Source organism: Pseudonocardia lutea, from assembly GCF_042658055.1.
Classification (GTDB): Bacteria; Actinomycetota; Actinomycetes; order Mycobacteriales; family Pseudonocardiaceae; genus Pseudonocardia; species Pseudonocardia lutea.
In genome coordinates this window covers 19,243-37,489 of the sequence record NZ_JBHSQK010000017.1, presented here as the reverse complement: position 1 = coordinate 37,489, position 18,247 = coordinate 19,243, and the positions used below count along the sequence as shown (strand labels likewise).

Below are 18,247 nucleotides of genomic sequence, written 5' to 3'. Positions count from 1 at the left end.
CTCGGGCGAACGCCACAGGAAACCAGGGTGCTCCGGCAGCTGCTCGGCCATGCAGGACTCCGTCCGACGCTCTGCACGAGGAGATCGTGCAGACTGGTATATCAATCATGAGGTACGGTAGGCACAGCAACGACGGTGGTCAAGGGGAGGGCACATGAGCGTGGCGCCTGTGGGAGAGGGCGGTTCGCTGGCCGACCGGGCGTACGCGGCGATCCGCGACCGGCTGGTCATGCTCGAGATCCGGCCGGGCGACCCGCTCAACGACGACCGCCTGGCCGCCGAGCTGGGCACCGGCCGGACCCCGGTGCGCGAGGCGCTCAAGCGGCTGGAGGGGGACCGGCTGGTCGTCGCCTACCCGCGCCGGGGGACGTTCGCGACCGCCGTCGACATCACCGACCTCGCGCACCTGTCCGAGGTCCGGCTCAGCCTGGAGCCGCTCGCCGCCCGCTCCGCCGCGCGGAACGCGGGCACCGCCGACCGCGCCACGCTGGCCGAGCTCGGCGACCGGATCGCCGCGCTGGACCCCGCCGGCGACCCGCGGGAGCTGCTGCGCGCCGACGTCGAGGTGCACCGGGCGCTCTACCGCGCCACCGGCAACCCGCACCTCGAGGACGTCTGCGTGCGGCTCGACAACCTCGCCACCCGCATCTGGGTGCTGTTCCTCGACCGGCTTCCCGCCCTGCCCGGGCACGTCCACGAGCACGCCGACCTGCTCCACGCCGTGGTCGCGGGCGAGGAGGAGAAGGCCGCCGAACTGGCCCTCGCCCATGTGGTCGGCTTCGAGAAGGCGATCCGCGCCCTCCTGTGACCTGCGCCCTCACGCATCAGGGTTCCATGACGCGCTCAGAAGCGTGAATTCGGCGCCTTACGGTTCCATAGTGCGTCCAGATCCCGGCTTCTTCCGCGTTGGGGAACCCTGGTGCGCGTCGGCTCAGAAGCGGCCCCCACCGCCCCGGCGGCCGCGGCTGGAGGAGCCGCCGAAGCTGCCGGGGACGCGGCCACCGCGACCCCCGCCGCCGACGGCCCCACCGCCGACGCCCCCGCCCCCGCCGAAGCCGCCGCGGTACCCGCCGCCCCGCATCGCCTCGGACAGGATCCCGCCGAGCACGAGGGCGCCGAGCTCGCCGCCGAACCCGCTGCCGCCACCCGAGGGCCCGGACCAGCGCGAGACGTCCGCTCGGGCCAGCTCCAGGGCTTCCTGCGCCCGCGCCTCCGCCTGCTGCGCCTCCCGCAGTGCCGCCGCCGCATCGCCGCCCGCGGTCGCCGCCGCGAGGTGCCGCTGCGCCTCGGCGAGCCGGGTCCGCGCGGTCGCCCCCACGGCGCCGCGCCGGGTGGACACGAAGTCCGCCGCCGCCGCCACCGCCGACCGGGCCGTCACCAGCGCCTGTTGCAGCGCGGCCGAGGTCCGGCGCGCCCGCTCCGCGGTCTCCCGGGCACCGGCGATCGCGGCGTCGAGGGCCACGCCCGCCTCGTCGAGCAGCCGTAACGCGGCGATCGGATCGGGCAGCCCGGGCGCACCGCCCGTCGTCGACGCACCAGCCCCGGGGCCCGGACCGTCGCCCGAGCCCCGCGCCGCCAGGTCCGCGGCCTTCACCACCGCCCGCGCCCGCGCGAGCACCCCGGCGTCGACCCCCGGCAACGCGGCCGCCTCGGCGAGGTCCTGCTCCACCCCGGCCCGCGCGGCGGGCACCCGCCCCGCCGCCTCGGTCAGCTCCGTGCCGCGCCGGGTGAGCCCGTCGAGGAGGGTCTCGGCCTGTGTCGCCGCGTCCTCCGCCGCACGCCCGTCGACCACCGCGTACGCGGGCTGCGACGCGGCCAACCGCGTCCGGGCCTCGTCGAGCTCCTTCTGCGCGTCGGCGAGCAGCGCACGAGCCTGCGGCAGGTGGTCCGCGACGGGCTCCAGCGCCGTGGTTGCCCAGCGGGCGGCGAGCTCGGCCCACGCCCGCTCGGCCTCCGGCACGCGCGCGATGAGCCCGAACAGGCGGGCGGCGACCCCGTCGACGTACCCGCCGGCGTCGGCCTCGAGGGCGCGGAGCCGGTCGAACGCGTCGACCTGGGCGTCGAGCCGGTCGTCGGCCTGCGTGGCGAGCCGGATGATCTCCGCGTGCGACGCGCGTTGCTCCGCCTCGGTCTCGGGCACCTCGTCGTCGAGCCGCTGACGGATCTCGAAGGCGGCCAGCATGTCCGCGCGCGAAGCCTCCAGGGCGGCGGCGAACCCCGCGACGGCCTCCTCGCCGAAGTGGGCGCGGGCGGCGGACAGCTCGCGCTCCGAGGTGCCGACGGCGTCGTCGACCTGCAGGAGCGCCTGGCTGGCCCGGTAGGCGAGGGTCTCGGTGGACTCGCCCGGCGCGGGATCGGGCGGCCCGGCGGGCACGGGCGCCGGGGCGGGCGACGGGGACGGGCGCCGCCGCCGGCTCACCAACCACGCGGCCCCGCCGGCGACGACGACCCCGCCGCCCACCAGCAGCGGGATCGACACCCCGCTGCCGGTCTCCCGCAGCCCGTCGGCCAGGCCGACGGCGGCGCCGGCCCAGTCCCCGCGTGCCAACGCCGGCTCCAGGGCATCGTGCCGGACCCGCACGATCGACGCGTCGGACTCGGGGAAGCCGTCGTCGACCGACAGCCCGTACACCCGGTCCCCGGTCGCGACGGCCAGCAGCACCTGGTCGCGCCCGAGCTGCGAGGCGGTGGCGGTGGCGTCGGCCCACTGCTGCCCGTCCCGGCCGTCGAAGGACCGCACGTACACGACGAAGAGGTCGTAGCCCCGGTCGGCGCGCAGCCGGTCGACGGCCTCGGCGACCCGGGCGCGGCCGGCGGCGTCGAGCGCGCCCGCCCGGTCGGTGACGCGGTCGGGCACGCGGAAGGGCGGATCGGCGGCCGCCCCGGCGGGCAGCAGCAGGAACGGCAGGACGAGCAGGGCGGCGAGCGCGGCGAACCGGCGCACGGTGATCTCCTTCGGCAGGGCGACGCCCGCCATCCTGGCCCCCCGCCCCCGCGGGCCTACGGGCCGCCCGTGAGCAGGGACCGCAGCTCGAGGGTGATCCGCTCCTTCAACGCGTCGTGCCCCGGCGCGGCGACGTGCTCGGGCGCGTGCAGGTCGGGGTAGCGCCAGACCGGCAGGAACTTGTACTCGTCCGGCTCCCACTCGTACCGGGCGTGCACGTGTCCGTGGAGGTGCGGCCAGGTGTTGCCGAGCACCTCGTAGTTGATCCGGCGGAACCCGGGGTCGTCGCGCAGCGCGGTCCGCACCGCCTGGCCGAGGAGCGACAGCTCGTGCAGGAAGAGGATCCGGTCGGGCTCGTCGAGATCGTCGAGGTGTTCGACCTCGTCCCGGTGGATCAGCAGGCAGTACCCGGGGAGCTTCTGGTGGTCGCCGAACACCGCGAAGCCCGACGCCGTCTCGGCGATCAGGTTCGGGAGCTTCTCGCCGCGCCGGAGGGCCTCGAGCCGGGTGTCCGGCTCGTCCCTCTCGCCGCGCCGCAGGACCTCGGGCCGGGCGTCGCTCGCGCTCATGCGGTGACGTTAGGACGATCCACCGACCGCCGCAGCCGGTGAGTCCTCACGGGACGGTGCGGCGACCGGTGCGGCGTGGGATGGTGGCGGCCCGAGCGAGAGGAGCGCCCGTGTCCACCCTCCCGAGCCGGCACGTCGCCGTCCGGATCGAGGCGCCGGCGACCGAGGTGTACGGGTTCGTCGCCGACCCCACGAACCTGCCCCGCTGGGCGGCCGGCCTCGCCTCCTCGGCCGTCGAGCTGCACGAGGGCCGGTGGGTCACCGACTCGCCGATGGGCACGGTCGAGATCGCCTTCGCGCCGCGCAACGACCTCGGGGTGCTGGACCACGACGTCACGCTGCCGAGCGGCGAAATCGTCACCAACCCGATGCGGGCGCTGCCCAACGAGGACGGCTGTGACCTCGTGTTCACCGTGCGGCGGCGCCCCGACATGAGCGACGAGGACTTCGAACGGGACGTCGCCGCCGTGCAGGCCGACCTCGACACCCTGGCCCGCCTGCTCGGCCGGCCGGGAGCGCCGGTGCCGTGAGCGAGGGCGCCGTCAGCGAGGGCGTGCCCGGGCGGGTCGTCGTGGTGGGCGCGGTGAACGTCGACATGGTCGTGCGCGCGCCGCGGCTCCCCGGGCCCGGCGAGACGGTGGTCGGGCCGGGGGTGGAGCGGTTCGGCGGCGGCAAGGGCGCCAACGCGGCGGTCGCCGCGGCCCGGGCGGGCGCGGAGGTCCGGTACGTCGGGGCCGTCGGCGCCGACGACGTCGGCTCCGCTGCGCTGGCCGAGTTGCGGGCCGAGGGGGTCGACGTCGGTGGGGTCGCGGTCCTCGACGGTGTGCCGACCGGGGTCGCGCTGGTCGTGGTCGACGCGGAGGGCGAGAACCAGATCGCCGTGGGCGGCGGGGCGAACGCGGCCGTCGACCCGGAGGCCGTGCGGGCCGCCGTCGCCGGTTCGGCGAGCTGGGCCGGATGCGTGCTGGTCAGCACCGAGATACCGGAGGAGGCGGCGGCCGCAGCGGTCGAGGCCGCCGCAGGGAACGGCATCCGGTGCGTGGTGAACCCCGCCCCGGTGCTGCCCGTGCTCGGGAGGCTGCTGGGGTACGGGCCGGTGCTGACCCCCAACGCGACGGAGAGCCGCGACCTGGCGGCCCTGCTCGACGACGGTCCCGCGGAGGACACGGTCGAGGCCCGGGCAGCCGCGCTCGCCCGCCGGACGACGGCCGAGGTCGTGGTGACCCTGGGCGGCGAGGGGGTGCTCGTCGTCGACCCCGACGGCGGCGCCGAGCACGTCCCGGCGCACCCCGCGCCGCAGGTCCGGGACACGACCGGTGCCGGCGACACGTTCAACGGCGTCCTCGCGGCCGGGCTGGCGGCGGGGGAGTCGGTCGCGCGGGCCGTACGACGGGCGGTGGTCGCCGCCGCGCTGTCGGTCGCGGAGAGCGGGGCGCGCAGCGGGATGCCGGACGGGCGGCGGATCGAGCACCCCGAGCGCGGCCCGAGGGGCCGTGCGCGGGAAGTGGTGCGCCGGCGCCACTTCCCGCGCACGTGAGCGTCAGCGCGGTTCGGCCGGCACCTCGAGCAGGAGCGAGTGGCCCTGGTGCGGCTCGAGCTCCACGACGAAGGCGCGCAGGTCGTCGACCACGCCGACCTCCTTGTCGGTGAACATGTCCGTCACGCGGCTGCCGGGGACGAGGTGCTCGGAGCGCACCGTGCCGGTGACGGGTTCGGCGGCGAAGTTGAGCACCGTGACGTGCGTCCGACGCCCGCCGTCCTCGCCCGGGTCGAGCTCGTGGACCAGAACGAGCATGCCGCGGTGCGACACGTCCGGGATGTCGACCTGCCGCGCCACCGCGATCCCGTAGCGCGAGCGGACGGCGAGGATCGCCTGCAGCTGCCGGGCGAAGCTGCGCTCGTCCTCCAGCTGCTCCGGCAGCGACCCGTACAGCGAGCGGCCGCGCGGCATCCCGGAGGCGGACTTCACCGCGTGCGGGGCGGCGCCCATCAGGTCGTGCGCGGCGCGGTGGATCCACCGGGTGTCGCCCTCGGCGATCAGCTCGGCGACCTCCTCGGCCGGCAGGGTGAGCATGCCCGTCAGGTCCCAGCCGGACAGGGCGAACACGCCGGGCTGCAGAGCGTTGTACATCGCCAGCAGCAGGTGCACCCGCATGATCTCGGGGACGTCGTCCTCCGTGATCGCCTCGAGCGAGGTGATCCCCAGCGTCGCGGCGATGACCGTCGCCGTGGTGCAGGCGATGCCGTTGGTCGTGAAGACCCGGTTGTACGGCGCCTTCTCGCCGGTCAGCGCCGCGGTGAGGTCCGCGCGCACCCGCTCGGCGAGCTGCTCGCCGGTGAGCTCCTCGCCGCCGAAGGGGTAGACGTCGTCGCGGTGCCCGGTGGCCCAGTGCACCAGCTCGTAGGTCAGCTCGTCGTGGTTCTGCAGGGCGTGCACCAGCCCGGCCGGGTCGACGCCCAGCTCCAGCGAGGTCCGCTGGGTCAGCCGCAGGAACTCGGTGTCCCCGGTGACCAGCGCGTGGTGGTAGGCGGGGCGGTTGACGAAGTCGTACGACAGGTCCGGGCCGGCCTCGGCGGTGGCGCGGATGTCGTCGATCGTCAGGTTCAGCTCCTGGAAGGTGAACCCACCCAGCTTGCGCACCATGCTGGCGATCAGGTGGTTGGCCGCCGAGGAGAGCGGGTGCCCCTCGGACCAGGCCGGCATGCCCTCGGCGCTCTTCTCGACGCCGAGGAAGCCGTTCGCGTCGAGCCGCAGCGCGCCGGAGCCGAGGTCGGCCAGCGAGTGCACGGCGTCGCCGATCACCAGGCGCATCCCGGCGAACGACGGGTCGAGCCAGTTGATCGAGGGCTGGCCGTCCTTGAAGTAGTGCAGGTACACCCACCGCCGGGCCACGCCGTCGACGCCGACGACCGGCTTGGTCGCGCTCCAGTTCGTCTCCTTGACGCCCGGCGCGTAGAAGATCACCCGCTGCAGCCGGCCGATGATGTACCCGGCCTTCTCCAGCGCCTCCTCGGTGGGCACGTCGAGGTTGACCGAGTCCCGGCCCGGCGGGACCTCGGGCAGGAGGTTCCAGTCCTCCTCCTCGATCTCCACCATGTGGTAGATGCCGGGGTAGTCGGCGTACTTCATCTCGGCGAGCCGGAAGTCCGCGCCCTTGCCGGTGTGGCCGGGCACGATGTCGTCGATGATCGTGCCGCCGGACCAGGTGGCCATGCCGCACATCGCGCGGAACTCGGCCTCCGTGCCGAACGCGGGGTCGATCTCCGTGCCGATCCGGTCGAAGTGGCCGTCGACGCTCGAGGTGTACTGCCAGCCGGCGATGCCGCCGGCCCGCTTGACGGGCCCGGTGTGGATCGCCTCGATGCCGATGGTGCAGAAGGCGTTCCACAGCGCCTCGTCGCCGAGCGCGCACAGGAAGGACTCGCCCGGCCGCGTGATCAACGAGATCGGGTATGCGGTGAACCAGACCGACGCCGACTCGACGGCCTGGCGCGGGCCGGGATCGGCGAACGGGTTCTGCCACATCGTGCCCTGGCCGGAGAACTGCCGGGCGATCTCGTTGGCGTCGGCGAGCATCGACTGGCTGAGCAGCCAGGACACGTACGCCGGGTTCTCACCCGTGGCGGCGCCGTCCTTCGCGACCGACCGCCGGACGACGGGCGACTTGGCCCGGGCGCGATGGCGGAGCGTGCGGGGACGCGCAGGATGCAGGTGCTCCGCGTAGGTGATCTCGCTGGGCTCGTGGGGGTGCTGCTCCGCGGTCTCCTCGGACTGCGCCCGAGACAGCGCTGCGTCGTCTGCCATCTACTCTCCGTGCTCGCCGCGACCCGGTCGTCGCCCGGGGGTGGGTCTACCACCCACGCCTGCGGGGAAACGACGGTGACGCGCCGACGGTGCGCCCGTCCACCCGACCGCGCAGGCCGAGCGGTGGGCCCCGCCGCTCGGCGACGGGGCCGTGCCGCCCGTGCCGCCCGTGCCGCCCGTGCCGCCCGGTCCGTCCGGGTTGCCCGGGGCCGCTCAGTGCTGTTCAGGGCTGTTCAGGGCTGTTCAGGGCTGTTCAGTGCCCGCAGGCCGCCCCGCCCGCCGCCGTGACCGCACCGAGGCCCAGCGGGTCGAGGTCGCGCGGGTCCGGGGTCGGGGTCCAGCGGCCGTCGACCTCCCGGTAGTCCCACTCCGGGCCGCCGGCGGCGATCGCGCGCACGGCCTCGACCAGCCGGTCCACGTCGGACCCGGTGGTGTTCAGGCCGAGGCTGACACGCACCGCGTCGGCCCCGCCGGCGAGGCGGGCGAGCAGCGGGTGGGCGCAGAAGCGGCCGTCGCGCACCCCGATGCCGTGCTCGGCGGACAGCGCGGCCGCGACGAGCCCGGCCGGGATGCCGGTGACGGTGAAGGAGGCGACGGCGACCCGGTCCGGGGCGTCGGCCCAGATCCGGAGCGGGCGGACGCCCGCGATCCCGGACAGCCCGCTGACCAGGCGGGCGAGCAGGGCCCGCTCGTGGGCGGGGGCGACCTCGTCGATCACCGGGTCCAGTGCGCGGCAGGCCGCGGCGATCGCGGCGGCGCCCAGGACGTTGGGTGTGCCGGCCTCGTGCCGGTGCGGCGCCGGGGCCCAGCTGACCTCCGCGGTCCGGTCCTCCACCCCGACCGAGCGCACTGCGCCGCCGCCGGCGAGGTACGGGGTGGCGACGTCGAGCCAGTCCCGCCGCCCGACCAGCGCGCCGGCGCCGTAGGGGGCGTAGAGCTTGTGCCCGGAGAGCACGACGTAGTCCACCTCGGACGCCGCGATGTCGACCCGGCGGTGCGGGGCGAGCTGGGCCGCGTCGAGCACCACGCGGGTGCCCGCGGCGTGGGCGATCGCGCAGATCTCGTCGATCGGCAGGATCTCGCCGGTGACGTTGGAGGCGCCGGTGATCGCCAGGAGCGCGGTCGGCTCGGCGGCGAGCGCGTCGCGCAGGAGGTCGAGCGTCTCGCCGACGGTGTCGGGCGCACGCACCACGCGGTGGTCGGTGCCGCGCCAGGCCAGCAGCGTGGCGTGGTGCTCGACGTCCAGGCACAGCGTCGCGCCGGGGACCGCGCCCGCGAGCAGGTTGAGCGCGTCCGTGGTGTTGCGGGTGAACACGACGACGTCGTCCGCCCGCGCCCCGACGAACCGGGCGACCGTCTCCCGCGCGCCCTCGAGGACCGCGGTGCAGACCTGCGAGGCGTAGCCGGCGCCGCGGTGCACGCTCGAGTAGTAGGGGAGGAGCTCGGCCACGTGGTCGGCGACGGCGCGCAGGGCGGGGGCGCTCGCGGCCAGGTCGAGGTTGGCGTAGGGCACCGTGCGGCCGTCCACCAGCGGGACCGGGAGGCCGGTGCCGACCAGCTCGGGCAGGGGAGCGGCGGGCGTCGACGCGGCGGAGGCGGCGGCCGTGGCGCGGGCCGGAGCCGCGGCGCAGCCCGGGGCCTCGGTGCAGGGCGGAGCGGTACGGACGTCGGACATCGTGGATCCTCCACGGATCACTCAGGACCCGGTACGGCACGAGGTGCCGGACGTCGGGGTCCGCGCTTGCCGGCCGCGGGTCCGCGGCGGCCCGGTCGTCACCCGGAGCACCCCACCGCGGAGGAGGGTTGCCGGCCAGCGAGCCGGGGCTTGGCGCTGGCGCTCTTGACCTGACGACGACGGTAGGTGCCGATCCGCGGAACGGTCAAGTGTGATCCGGGCCGCGGAATCGGGAGCGGGAATGACCGGACATTGCGGTCGCGGATGTTCCAGATCGGCGCGAATTGTCCGGCCCTCGCTCGATCCCGGCCATTCCCGCGGCATTTCCGATCCGTTTCCCCCGCGCCGGGAAGAACGCTCACGCTGGGTGGAGGGACGGCGGCGGTCTCCCATCACCCGATCGAGGGGGACGGCGGCGAATCGCCAGGTCGGCCAAGGCGAGTCGTGATCGGTTCCCGAGATCGCCGACACGATCGCGTGAAGATTCCGCGCCGCATCACACCGCGCACCCGGCCCGTTCCGGGGCTCCGAGAGGTCGGATTACGGTGACCTGGGCCACGAGAACGGGTCCGAAATGAGGCCGGAACGGTGTGGGACGACCCTCTGTCCGACCCCGCTGGTCACCACTGCTCCACAGGGGTGACACAGTTCCGGTCATGCGCCTCACCGACCGCTTCGCCTATCGACGTCACGTCGATCTGCGTCGCGTCGCGAGCGCACTGTGTAGCGCGCCGGTGAACTGAAGGCCCGGGCCGTCCGGCCCCGCCCTCTTCCCCCTCGCGACCCCGCTCCGGCACCCGCCGTCCCGTCCGCCCGGCCCCGACCGGGCCGCCGACCGGTGTGCCAGGCCTCGCCCACCGCCGCCCGCCCCGCCGCCGCCGGTCGGTCCACATCGGACCGTCGGTGCGGTGTTCGGGCGCCGGTCCGCCGCCGTCCGCTCCCCGATGAGAAGAAGTGGAGACATCGTCGTGCCCCGACACCGACGACACCGACCATCCCGGTCGGCCCTGACCCGGCTCGCCGGGTCCGCGACCCTGGCGGGCGCCGCCGTGGTCGGCCTGACCGGCCCGGCCCAGGCCGCCACCCCGGACCTGGTGCCGGACCTCGCCCCGCTGCTCACCGCCCATTACGACGAGGAACCCGCACCCGCGCCGGAGGCCCCGTACGTCGAGCCGTCGTCCACGGCGTTCGGCGAGGGCGACCTGCTGAACCAGGGCCGGGACCTCGCTCCCGCGGGCGTCCCGCTCGCCGGCCTGACCCAGTCGGCGGTGGGCGCGCCCAGCCGACTCCTGCCGAGCTGAGGCCCGGGATGCGTGCACCGAAGAAGATCCTGCTCGGGCTGCTGGCCCTGGGGGTCGTCGCCGGGGTGACCACCATCCCCGGCGGCGACGCGTACGCCGACGTCGAGACCGTCAGGTCCGCCGTGAAGGGGGCCGACGGCAAGGACTACTGGGTCGAGAACAACATCGACACCGACGCCGCGGAGGACTCCCGCGACGGGTCGACGCGACCGGAGTACATGGTCGTGTGGGCCGGTGACGAGAACGTCGCCGACACGGTGGTCCCGGACGTCAAGAACCTGCCGGGGTCGCTGGCGAACCCGACCGACAAGGTGCGCAACGCGCTGCCGGGGCCGGACTTCATGGCGGTCGTCGACGTCACGAAGGGCTCGCCCGGCTACGGCAAGGTCGTCAACACGGCGACCGTCGGTCCGCTGGTCGAGAACGAGCCGCACCACATGCAGTACTCGTGGCGCAAGGGCGACAAGATCTACGCGGGTGGCCTCTACTCGGCGGCCACCTACGTCTTCGACGTGTCCGCGCTGCCGGAGCTCAAGCTCTCCGGCATCAGCCTCCCCAGCCAAACCCTCTGCGGGTCGGTGCCGGACGCGTACTGGGTTCTGAAGGACGGAACGGCCTACGGCACGTACATGGGCGGGCCGGTCGTGCCCGGGCCGTGCACGTACTCCCACGGCGAGGTGCGGACCGGCAACGGTTTCGCCGGGACCCCCGGTGAGGTCGTCCGCTTCGGGCCGGACGGGCAGAAGCTGGTCGAGGCCCCGGCCGCGACCACCACGCCCGAGGACCCGACGCAGTGCCTCAACATGCCCGCGCTCGGCCAGCCCAGCTGCGCCAACCCGCACGGCATCCAGGTCCGCGAGGACCTGAAGACGATGGTCACGAGTGACTACGCCGAGCCGCGGACGATCATCCTCGACCCGGTCAAGGCGCCGTCGCCCTACCTGCGCCGGCCGACCGTCCGGACGTGGGACATCTCCGACCTGAACAACCCGAAGGTCAAGTCGGTGTCCTACCTGCCGACCGGTCCGCGGTCGAACGGCCAGGACCCGCTGCACAACGAGAACCGTGCGGCGATGGAGACCACGGTGACCAACCTGCCGGGTCACAAGGGCGCCTTCGCCCAGACCATGCAGGGCGGCGCGCTGTTCTACACGCCGGACATCACCGCGCCGGAGCCGCAGTGGCGGGAGATCTACGACCTCTCCGCCGCGGTGAAGGAGCTCGACCCGAAGGCCGGGGACAACGGCGGCCCGAGCTCGAACGGCGGATGGCTGCAGACCAGTCCCGACGACAAGACGCTGTACCACGCCATCATCGGCCGCAAGCCCGGCGCGCTGGGCAAGGACGACCCCGGTACCGCCGGCGGCGTGATCGCACTCGACATCGAGAAGCTGGTCGAGGCGGGCGACAAGGCGACCTGCTCGATCGACACCACCGACGAGATCGCCGGCGGTGGCGCGGAGTCCGACTGCCCGACGCTCAAGGGGCACCAGGTCATCAACCCCGGCAAGGCCGCGGGCGGCCCGCACTGGGGTGCCCTGGACAACCTCGAGCTGGGTGACGACGGCTTCTACCACGAGACCGACCGGCCCAAGCGCCTGGCGACCACGAACTACTTCGTGGCCCGCACCGGCACCGACGGCGACCACAAGGTCTGCCTCGTGGACATCGCCGAGGACGGCGAGCTGAAGCTCGACGAGGACTTCAAGGACGAGAACACGGGTGACACCTGCCTCTCGTTCAACCGGGAGCGCTGGCCGCACGGCGCCTTCGGCAACGCGAAGCCCCACTCGATGCTGTTCGTGGCGAACGATGCCGACATCAGGTGACACCCGGCACCGGGTCTCCCGGTCGCGGCGCGCCCCGGTGCGCCGCGGCCGGGCGGCCGCCGCCGGCATGGTCGGCTCGGTGGTGGTGCTCCCGCTCGCCCTCGTGGCGGGCGGGGGCACCGCCCTCGCCGACACCGCGACCCCGGCCGCCCGTGCGGCGGCGGCCCTGGGGGAGCAGGCGGGTCCCGTGGCGGTGGTGCTGCGGGTGGCGCTGCTGGCGGGGATGGCGGTCGCGGGTGGCATCGCCCTGGTGCACGGACTGCTGGGCCGCCGGACGCCGCGGGGGTCCTCCACCGGCCTGCTCGGCGGGCAGGCGCCGCGCGGGCTGCTGGTGACGGCCTGGGTCGCGGCGGGCGTCGTGGCCGCCGCGGCCGAGGTCACGCACCTGGCGGGCTCGGTGTCGGTGCTCGGCACCGTCGCGCACGTGGTCCTCGGGCTGCTGGCCGCGGCCCTGCTCGGGGTCCGCTGGTCGGCCGTGCCCGGCGCGCTGCTGCTGGGGCTGCTCGCCGCCCAGCTCGGGTCGGCGCACACCGGGCTCGCGTTCGCGCTCGACGCGACCTACGCCGTCGCGTCGGGGATGCTCGTCGGGGCCACGGCGGTCGCCGCCGCCGGTGCGCGACGGGCGGGACCCGTGGTCGGGCCGCGTGCGGAGTACCCCGCGGGCCCGGACGGATCGTCGCGGCCCGGTCCGCCCGGGCGGCCGGGATCCGCGTCGGCCGGGAGCGGGGTGCCGGCGACCGGGGCGCGCAGTCGCGCGGCCGCGGAGGCGCCGACGGTGCCGTTCACGGCCGTGTCCCCCGAGGGCGAGGCAGAGCCGGAGGCAGAGGTGGGACGGGACGCGCGCCCGCGGTCCGGGGTGCTCGCCCGGGTCGCGATCACCGCGGGGCTGGTCGCCGTCGCCACCGGGGTCGTCCAGGTCGTCGTCAGCGGGCCGGACACGGTCCACGACCTCACCGGCAGCGGGTACGGGCTGGCCGGGCTCGCCGCCGCGGCCCTGCCCGCGCTCGTCCTGGCCGGCTGGGCGGCGGCCCTCCTGCCGGGCGGCCACCTGCGGGCCCGGGAGCTGCACCGGATCGCCGGAGCGGCCGGCGTCGCCGGCGTGGCCGCCGCGGCCCTGCTCGCGGCCCTTCCCCTGCCGGGACCGGCGCCCGAGCCGGGGAGGCCGCTGCTGCGCACCCTCGACGCGGGGGGCCAGCGCCTCGCCCTGCTCGTGGCGCCGATGCGACCCGGCCCGAACCTGGTCCGCCTCTCCGGGACGGGTTACCCGGCCCCGGACGCGCCCGCCGCCCGGCCCGTGGCGCTGCGCAGCGGCGGGCACGAGCACGGTCCGACGGTCCCGACCGGCGCGACCGTCTCGGCCCCCACGTCTGCCGACACGTCCGCCCCCGCCGTCCCGTTCACGGCGCGGGACGGTGCGGCGGGCGGCTGGGCCGTCGTCGACCTGCCCGCGGGGGCGAGCACGCTCACGGTCTCGGCCGGCGGCGTGACGAGCACCGTTCCCGTGGACACCGGGTCGGCGGCGCCCACCCCCGCCGAAGCGGCGCTGACCGGCCCGGACGGGCCGGAGTGCGCGGCGGCCCTGCTGGGCGACCTCGCCGGGCAGCGTGCGGGCGAGCCGGCCGCGGAGGCCGGGACCTGCCCGTCCGGCGCTCTCCCGGAGTCCGACGCCGGCGCGCTGCGGGCCACCGTGCGCACCCTCACCGAGCACGGGGTGCGCAGCGTGCGGGTGGTGGCGGACGACTCGCCGCGCGCGCGGGCGGCGGCCGAGCTCGTCCGGACCCGGATCAGCGGAGCCGGCGGCCGGCTCGTCGAGCGGCCCGACGCCGACAGCGCCCTGATCGTCGTGTCCGGCTGGGCGGCCGCCGCGGCGACCCTCCAGGAGGTCTCGGCGCGGGCGCTGGAGACGCCGACGCATCTGGGCGGAACGTATCTCGCCCCGTGGTTGTTGACAGGTGGGGTCGTGACCCGGACGTCGTCGTCCGTGGTGCCCCTGGTCTTCAACCCGCAGGACCAGCTCGCGAAGCGCTACGCCGGTGAGATCGCCGCGACCTTCCCCGGCGAGGCGCCCTCGACCTCCGGATTCGTGCGCTGGGCCGCGCACTCGGGCGTTCGGCTCGACGACCGGCCCACCCTGTTCGGCGCGGCCCCGGTCGACGTCCCGATGACCGTGAACGCCCCGGGCGACACCGCCGGGCACCACGGCGGCGGCAACCCGGCCGCGTGGTTCCCCAACGGCACCGTCGTGCCGGTCAGCGCCCCCCTCGATCCCTCGTGAAGGAGACCAGTCATGTCCGTGCTCGATGAACCGGTCGGCGGGCCGGCGGGGAACCCGCTGGTGCGGGCCCTGCGCGGGGTCCCGGCCCAGGAACGCGCCGCGTTCGGCCCGGCCGACCGCGAGGCGCCGCCGGTGCGGTGGATGCCGACGGCCGTCGCCGTGCTGCTCGCGGCCCTGCTGCTGTGGGGCATCTCGCGCGTGGCCCCGGCCACCATGGTCGGCACCGGCGCGCTCGGCCTCGCCCTCGGCTTCACGCTGTTCCACTCCCGCTTCGGTTTCACCTCCGGCTGGCGCCAGCTCGTGGCCGTCGGGCAGGGCGCCGCGATCCGCGCGCACATGGTGATGCTCGGCGTGGCGACCGTGCTGTTCGGAGTGATCTTCGCGACCGGGATCGGGCTGTCCGGGGACCCGCGCGGGTACGTGTCGCCGGTCGGGATCGGGCTGGTCGTCGGGGCCTTCCTGTTCGGCGTGGGGATGCAGATCGGCGGCTCCTGCGCCTCGGGCACGTTGTTCGCCGTCGGCAGCGGGCAGAGCGCGATCGTGTTGACGCTGTTCGGGTTCATCGTCGGCTCGGTGTTCGCCGCGCTGTCCTTCCCGTTCTGGAACGACCTCGTGCCGCAGGGCCCGTCCGTCTCCCTGGTCGACGTCTTCGGCGGCATCCCCGGCGCCGTCGCGGCGTCGCTGCTGGTGCTCGTGCTGATCGGCGGCGCCACCTACTGGGTGGCCAAGCGGCGCAACCCGCCGCCGGTCGAGCGGCCGCCGTCGGCCCGCGGGATCGCCCGGGTGCTGCGCGGCTCCTGGCCGCTCTGGGTCGGCGCGATCGTGCTGGCGGTGCTGAACGCCGCCGTGCTGTTCGTGTCGGGCCAGCCGTGGGGAGTGACGTCGGCCTTCGGCCTGTGGGGCGCGAAGGTCCTGCAGTGGTTCGGCGCGGAGCCGCAGAACTGGGCGTTCTGGCAGCAGCCCGCCAACGCGAAGGCGCTGGCCGGGCCGGTCCTGGCCGACCGCATCTCGGTGCTGGACCTCGGCATCATGATCGGCGCGCTGTTCGCCTCCGCGGTCGGCGGCGCGTTCCTGCTGCACAAGCGGATCCCGTGGAAGCTCGCCGTCGGCGCGGTGGTCGGCGGGATCCTCATGGGGTACGGCGCGCGGCTCGCGGGGGGCTGCAACATCGGCGCCTACTTCTCCGGGATCGCCTCGTTCAGCCTGCACGGCTGGATCTGGGGTGTGGTCGCGCTGGCCGGGACGTGGGTCGGGCTGCGGCTGCGGCCGCTGTTCGGGCTCGCGAACCCCAAGCCGGCCGACTCGATCTGCTGACCACGAGAAAGGAACCTCGATGATCCGTGTGACCTCCGCCGTCCTCGGCGGGATCGCCCTGACCACGCTCGCCGGCGGTGCCCTCGCCGGCACGGCGAACGCCGCTCCGGTGATCGCCGAGCCGCCCACCGGGCCGGGCCCGGCCGTCGCCGGCAACCCCCTGTGGGTGACCGACCACGTGCCGGTCCCCGTCGACGACCCGACCTTCGGCGCGTTCGACCTGCTCGGGCCGGCCTACGGCCTCGTCGGCGGCGTCAACTAGCGCCGACCTGCCCACCGGGGACCGNGACCTCGCGAGCGGTCGTGGCGGCTCCGGTGTGGGGCGCTCGACCGGCCCGGCCGCTCGGCGGCCGCTCGTCGGCCGGCAGGGGCCGTTCGCGGACCGGCGGGGTGAGCAATCCCCGGGGTGCTTCCCGCCGCAACGGCCGGGCGGGAGGGTGGCGGCCATGCTGTTCATCGGGGTCGCGGCCGACGAGTCGACCGACGAGCACGAGGGCTTCGTCGCCGGACTCGACGCCGCGGGGCGGGCCACCGACATCTGGACGGACGTCCGGGACCGGCTGTCCGAGTACGCGGCCGTCGTCGCCCGGTGCGAGTGCGGGTGGTCCGGCCTGCCGCGGGCGGCCGACGCGGCGGGGCTCCGCGCCGCCGAACGGGAGTGGATCGACGGGCACTTCTCCGCCGTCGTCGGCGCGGGGCCGTGGCCCGACGAGGTGTTCCTGCGCCCCGCGGCCCGGGCGACCTCCGCCGTGACGTGAGCCGGAGTCCATTGACGCGCCTCACGGCCGCCGGGCACGATCACGGCGACGAGACTTAGTCGATCGTTCGTTCAGTAGGGCTCCCGCGGCCGGCACGAGCCGGGGGGCGTTGCCGGGCGAGCGGGGAGCGGAGCAAGGATGCGGACGCGCTTCACGGAACTGTTCGGGGTCGAGCACCCCATCGCGCAGGGCGGCATGCAGTGGGTCGGGCGGGCACCGCTCGTCGCGGCCGTGGCCAACGCGGGCGCCCTGGGGTTCATCACGGCCCTGACCCAGCCGACGCCCGAGGACCTGCGGGCGGAGATCCGGCGCTGCCGGGAGCTCACCGACAAGCCCTTCGGCGTGAACCTCACGATCCTGCCGGCGATCACGCCTCCGCCGTACGCCGAGTACCGGCAGGTGATCATCGACGAGGGCGTGCCGTTCGTCGAGACCGCGGGCTCGAACCCGGTCGAGCACCTCGAGCACTTCCACTCCGCCGGCATCAAGGTGATCCACAAGTGCACCTCGGTCCGGCACGGGCTCAAGGCGCAGAAGCTCGGCGTCGACGCCCTGTCGATCGACGGCTTCGAGTGCGCCGGGCACCCGGGTGAGGACGACGTCCCCGGGCTGATCCTGCTGCCCGCCGCGGCCGACGCCCTCGACATCCCCTTCATCGCCTCCGGCGGCTTCGGCGACGGGCGCGGGCTCGCCGCGGCGCTCGCGCTGGGCGCCGACGGCATCAACATGGGTACCCGCTTCATGGCGACCGTGGAGTCGGGCATCCACCAGAACGTCAAGGACCGGCTGGTCGAGGCGGGGGAGCGGGACACCCAGCTGATCTTCCGCCAGCTCCGCAACACCGCCCGGGTGGCCGACAACGCGGTGTCCCGCGAGGTCGTCGCGAAGCTCGACGCCGGGGCGACGTTCGAGGACATCAAGGACCTGGTGGCGGGCAAGCGCGGCGTGCTGGTCTACGAGACCGGCGACCTCGACCACGGCATCTGGTCCGCGGGCATGGTGCAGGCGCTGATCCACGACATCCCCACCTGCGAGGAGCTGATCACCCGCATCGTCCGCGAGGCGGAGGAGATCATCACCGGCCGGCTCGCGGGCCTGGTCGGCGCACCCGCGGCGGTCTGACCCCGCGAGTCGGGAGTTCTGGCCGCGCGCGTCGGGAGTTGAGGCGGCGCGCGTCGGGAGCTGCGGTAGGCGGCCGGGGCCGGAAGAGTGGGAGGCATGCCTCTCGACCCCGGCCCCCGGGCCGGCGCGTGTGATCTCCCGGCCGCAGCGCCGGCCGGAGGATCCGCGCTCCCGGCCGACCGGATCGCGACCGCCCGCGCCGCGGCGGTCGCCCGAGCCGCCGCGCTGGAGGTGCAGGTCGCCGCGCTCGCCGAGCAGCAGGCCCTCACCACCCACGACGACGAGCACGATCCCGAGGGCGTGACGATCGGATTCGAGCGCGCCCAGCTCCTCGGCCTGCTCGCCGGTGCCCGCGACGAGATCGCGGCCCTCGACCGCGCCGCCGACCGACTCCGGGACGGGACCTACGGCCGGTGCTCCCGCTGCGGCGTCGTCATCCCGGAGGTCCGTCTCGAGGCCCTGCCGGCCGCAGAGACCTGCGTGACCTGCGCCGACCTCCGTCGTCGACGCCGCTGATCCCCGCTTCCCCGAGTTGACGGCAGCGAACGGCCGGACCGACGGGTCGCCCGCCGAGCGCGTCCCCAGACCGACCGGGCGACGCGCCACCCCCGACCGGGCTGCGTGCCACACCCGGGCGGCCCTTCCACACCCGCTC

At 75.3% G+C, this 18,247-nt stretch carries 16 protein-coding genes and 1 riboswitch; of the genes, 12 read left to right on the top strand and 4 right to left on the bottom strand.

The window, feature by feature from the left end; translation table 11 throughout:
- Positions 1-154: 154 nt before the first annotated feature.
- Complete coding sequence (locus ACFQH9_RS09060) at positions 155-808, top strand: GntR family transcriptional regulator (RefSeq protein ID WP_379565474.1); 654 nt, start codon at positions 155-157, stop codon at positions 806-808.
- Positions 809-931: 123 nt separating this feature from the next.
- Here ACFQH9_RS09060 and ACFQH9_RS09055 read toward each other — a convergent pair whose 3' ends face one another.
- Together ACFQH9_RS09055 and ACFQH9_RS09050 are read right to left on the bottom strand one after the other, a co-directional pair.
- On the bottom strand, positions 932-2,977 hold the full coding sequence (locus tag ACFQH9_RS09055; protein WP_379565473.1) for a TPM domain-containing protein: 2,046 nt from the start codon (positions 2,975-2,977) through the stop codon (positions 932-934).
- Between the two features lie 23 nt (positions 2,978-3,000).
- Positions 3,001-3,513: an HIT family protein gene (locus ACFQH9_RS09050; protein WP_379565472.1), complete on the bottom strand. Its 513-nt coding sequence runs from the start codon at positions 3,511-3,513 to the stop codon at positions 3,001-3,003.
- Between the two features lie 110 nt (positions 3,514-3,623).
- Between ACFQH9_RS09050 and ACFQH9_RS09045 the strand changes: the two genes are divergently transcribed.
- Positions 3,624-4,043, top strand: a complete 420-nt coding sequence (locus tag ACFQH9_RS09045) for an SRPBCC family protein (protein ID WP_379565471.1) — start codon at positions 3,624-3,626, stop codon at positions 4,041-4,043.
- A complete protein-coding gene (locus tag ACFQH9_RS09040) occupies positions 4,040-5,050 on the top strand; it encodes a PfkB family carbohydrate kinase (RefSeq protein WP_379565470.1) in 1,011 nt (336 codons plus the stop codon). Before ACFQH9_RS09045 ends, ACFQH9_RS09040 begins: the two co-directional genes overlap by 4 nt.
- A 3-nt stretch (positions 5,051-5,053) precedes the next feature.
- Here ACFQH9_RS09040 and treS read toward each other — a convergent pair whose 3' ends face one another.
- Positions 5,054-7,318 carry a maltose alpha-D-glucosyltransferase gene (gene treS / locus ACFQH9_RS09035; protein ID WP_379565469.1) on the bottom strand — a complete coding sequence of 755 codons (2,265 nt, stop codon included), beginning with the start codon at positions 7,316-7,318 and terminating at the stop codon, positions 5,054-5,056.
- 253 nt (positions 7,319-7,571) lie between these two features.
- Positions 7,572-8,993 (bottom strand): aminotransferase class V-fold PLP-dependent enzyme, encoded by a 1,422-nt coding sequence (locus tag ACFQH9_RS09030; RefSeq protein WP_379565468.1) that lies wholly within the window; start codon positions 8,991-8,993, stop codon positions 7,572-7,574.
- A 57-nt stretch (positions 8,994-9,050) separates the two neighbouring features.
- A riboswitch (SAM riboswitch) is annotated at positions 9,051-9,164 on the bottom strand.
- Between the two features lie 485 nt (positions 9,165-9,649).
- Between ACFQH9_RS09030 and ACFQH9_RS09025 the strand changes: the two genes are divergently transcribed.
- The 9 genes from ACFQH9_RS09025 to ACFQH9_RS08985 all read left to right on the top strand — a co-directional run bounded on the left by ACFQH9_RS09025 (position 9,650) and on the right by ACFQH9_RS08985 (position 18,108).
- On the top strand, positions 9,650-9,736 hold the full coding sequence (locus ACFQH9_RS09025; RefSeq protein WP_379565476.1) for a putative leader peptide: 87 nt from the start codon (positions 9,650-9,652) through the stop codon (positions 9,734-9,736).
- Between the two features lie 225 nt (positions 9,737-9,961).
- Positions 9,962-10,294 (top strand): hypothetical protein, encoded by a 333-nt coding sequence (locus tag ACFQH9_RS09020; protein ID WP_379565467.1) that lies wholly within the window; start codon positions 9,962-9,964, stop codon positions 10,292-10,294.
- 8 nt (positions 10,295-10,302) lie between these two features.
- Positions 10,303-12,123, top strand: coding sequence for a hypothetical protein (locus tag ACFQH9_RS09015; RefSeq protein WP_379565466.1), 1,821 nt, complete (start codon positions 10,303-10,305; stop codon positions 12,121-12,123).
- On the top strand, positions 12,107-14,398 hold the full coding sequence (locus tag ACFQH9_RS09010) for a hypothetical protein (RefSeq protein WP_379565465.1): 2,292 nt from the start codon (positions 12,107-12,109) through the stop codon (positions 14,396-14,398). Before ACFQH9_RS09015 ends, ACFQH9_RS09010 begins: the two co-directional genes overlap by 17 nt.
- A gap of 12 nt (positions 14,399-14,410) precedes the next feature.
- Positions 14,411-15,712, top strand: coding sequence for a YeeE/YedE family protein (locus ACFQH9_RS09005; RefSeq protein ID WP_379565464.1), 1,302 nt, complete (start codon positions 14,411-14,413; stop codon positions 15,710-15,712).
- A 19-nt stretch (positions 15,713-15,731) separates the two neighbouring features.
- A complete protein-coding gene (locus tag ACFQH9_RS09000; protein ID WP_379565463.1) occupies positions 15,732-15,974 on the top strand; it encodes a hypothetical protein in 243 nt (80 codons plus the stop codon).
- A 184-nt stretch (positions 15,975-16,158) separates the two neighbouring features.
- Positions 16,159-16,470 (top strand): hypothetical protein, encoded by a 312-nt coding sequence (locus ACFQH9_RS08995; protein ID WP_379565462.1) that lies wholly within the window; start codon positions 16,159-16,161, stop codon positions 16,468-16,470.
- Between the two features lie 138 nt (positions 16,471-16,608).
- Positions 16,609-17,592: an NAD(P)H-dependent flavin oxidoreductase gene (locus tag ACFQH9_RS08990; protein WP_379565461.1), complete on the top strand. Its 984-nt coding sequence runs from the start codon at positions 16,609-16,611 to the stop codon at positions 17,590-17,592.
- A gap of 96 nt (positions 17,593-17,688) precedes the next feature.
- Entirely contained in the window at positions 17,689-18,108 is a 420-nt protein-coding gene (locus ACFQH9_RS08985) for a TraR/DksA family transcriptional regulator (RefSeq protein ID WP_379565460.1), read from the top strand.
- Positions 18,109-18,247: the final 139 nt, after the last annotated feature.

Coding starts and splice junctions, on each gene's coding strand:
- ACFQH9_RS09060 (WP_379565474.1), top strand. CDS start 155: ATGAGCGTGGCGCCTGTGGGAGAGGGCGGTTCGCTGGCCGACCGGGCG.
- ACFQH9_RS09055 (WP_379565473.1), bottom strand. CDS start 2,977: ATGGCGGGCGTCGCCCTGCCGAAGGAGATCACCGTGCGCCGGTTCGCC.
- ACFQH9_RS09050 (WP_379565472.1), bottom strand. CDS start 3,513: ATGAGCGCGAGCGACGCCCGGCCCGAGGTCCTGCGGCGCGGCGAGAGG.
- treS (WP_379565469.1), bottom strand. CDS start 7,318: ATGGCAGACGACGCAGCGCTGTCTCGGGCGCAGTCCGAGGAGACCGCG.
- ACFQH9_RS09030 (WP_379565468.1), bottom strand. CDS start 8,993: ATGTCCGACGTCCGTACCGCTCCGCCCTGCACCGAGGCCCCGGGCTGC.
- ACFQH9_RS09025 (WP_379565476.1), top strand. CDS start 9,650: ATGCGCCTCACCGACCGCTTCGCCTATCGACGTCACGTCGATCTGCGT.
- ACFQH9_RS09015 (WP_379565466.1), top strand. CDS start 10,303: ATGCGTGCACCGAAGAAGATCCTGCTCGGGCTGCTGGCCCTGGGGGTC.
- ACFQH9_RS09010 (WP_379565465.1), top strand. CDS start 12,107: ATGCCGACATCAGGTGACACCCGGCACCGGGTCTCCCGGTCGCGGCGC.
- ACFQH9_RS09005 (WP_379565464.1), top strand. CDS start 14,411: ATGTCCGTGCTCGATGAACCGGTCGGCGGGCCGGCGGGGAACCCGCTG.
- ACFQH9_RS09000 (WP_379565463.1), top strand. CDS start 15,732: ATGATCCGTGTGACCTCCGCCGTCCTCGGCGGGATCGCCCTGACCACG.
- ACFQH9_RS08995 (WP_379565462.1), top strand. CDS start 16,159: ATGCTGTTCATCGGGGTCGCGGCCGACGAGTCGACCGACGAGCACGAG.
- ACFQH9_RS08990 (WP_379565461.1), top strand. CDS start 16,609: ATGCGGACGCGCTTCACGGAACTGTTCGGGGTCGAGCACCCCATCGCG.
- ACFQH9_RS08985 (WP_379565460.1), top strand. CDS start 17,689: ATGCCTCTCGACCCCGGCCCCCGGGCCGGCGCGTGTGATCTCCCGGCC.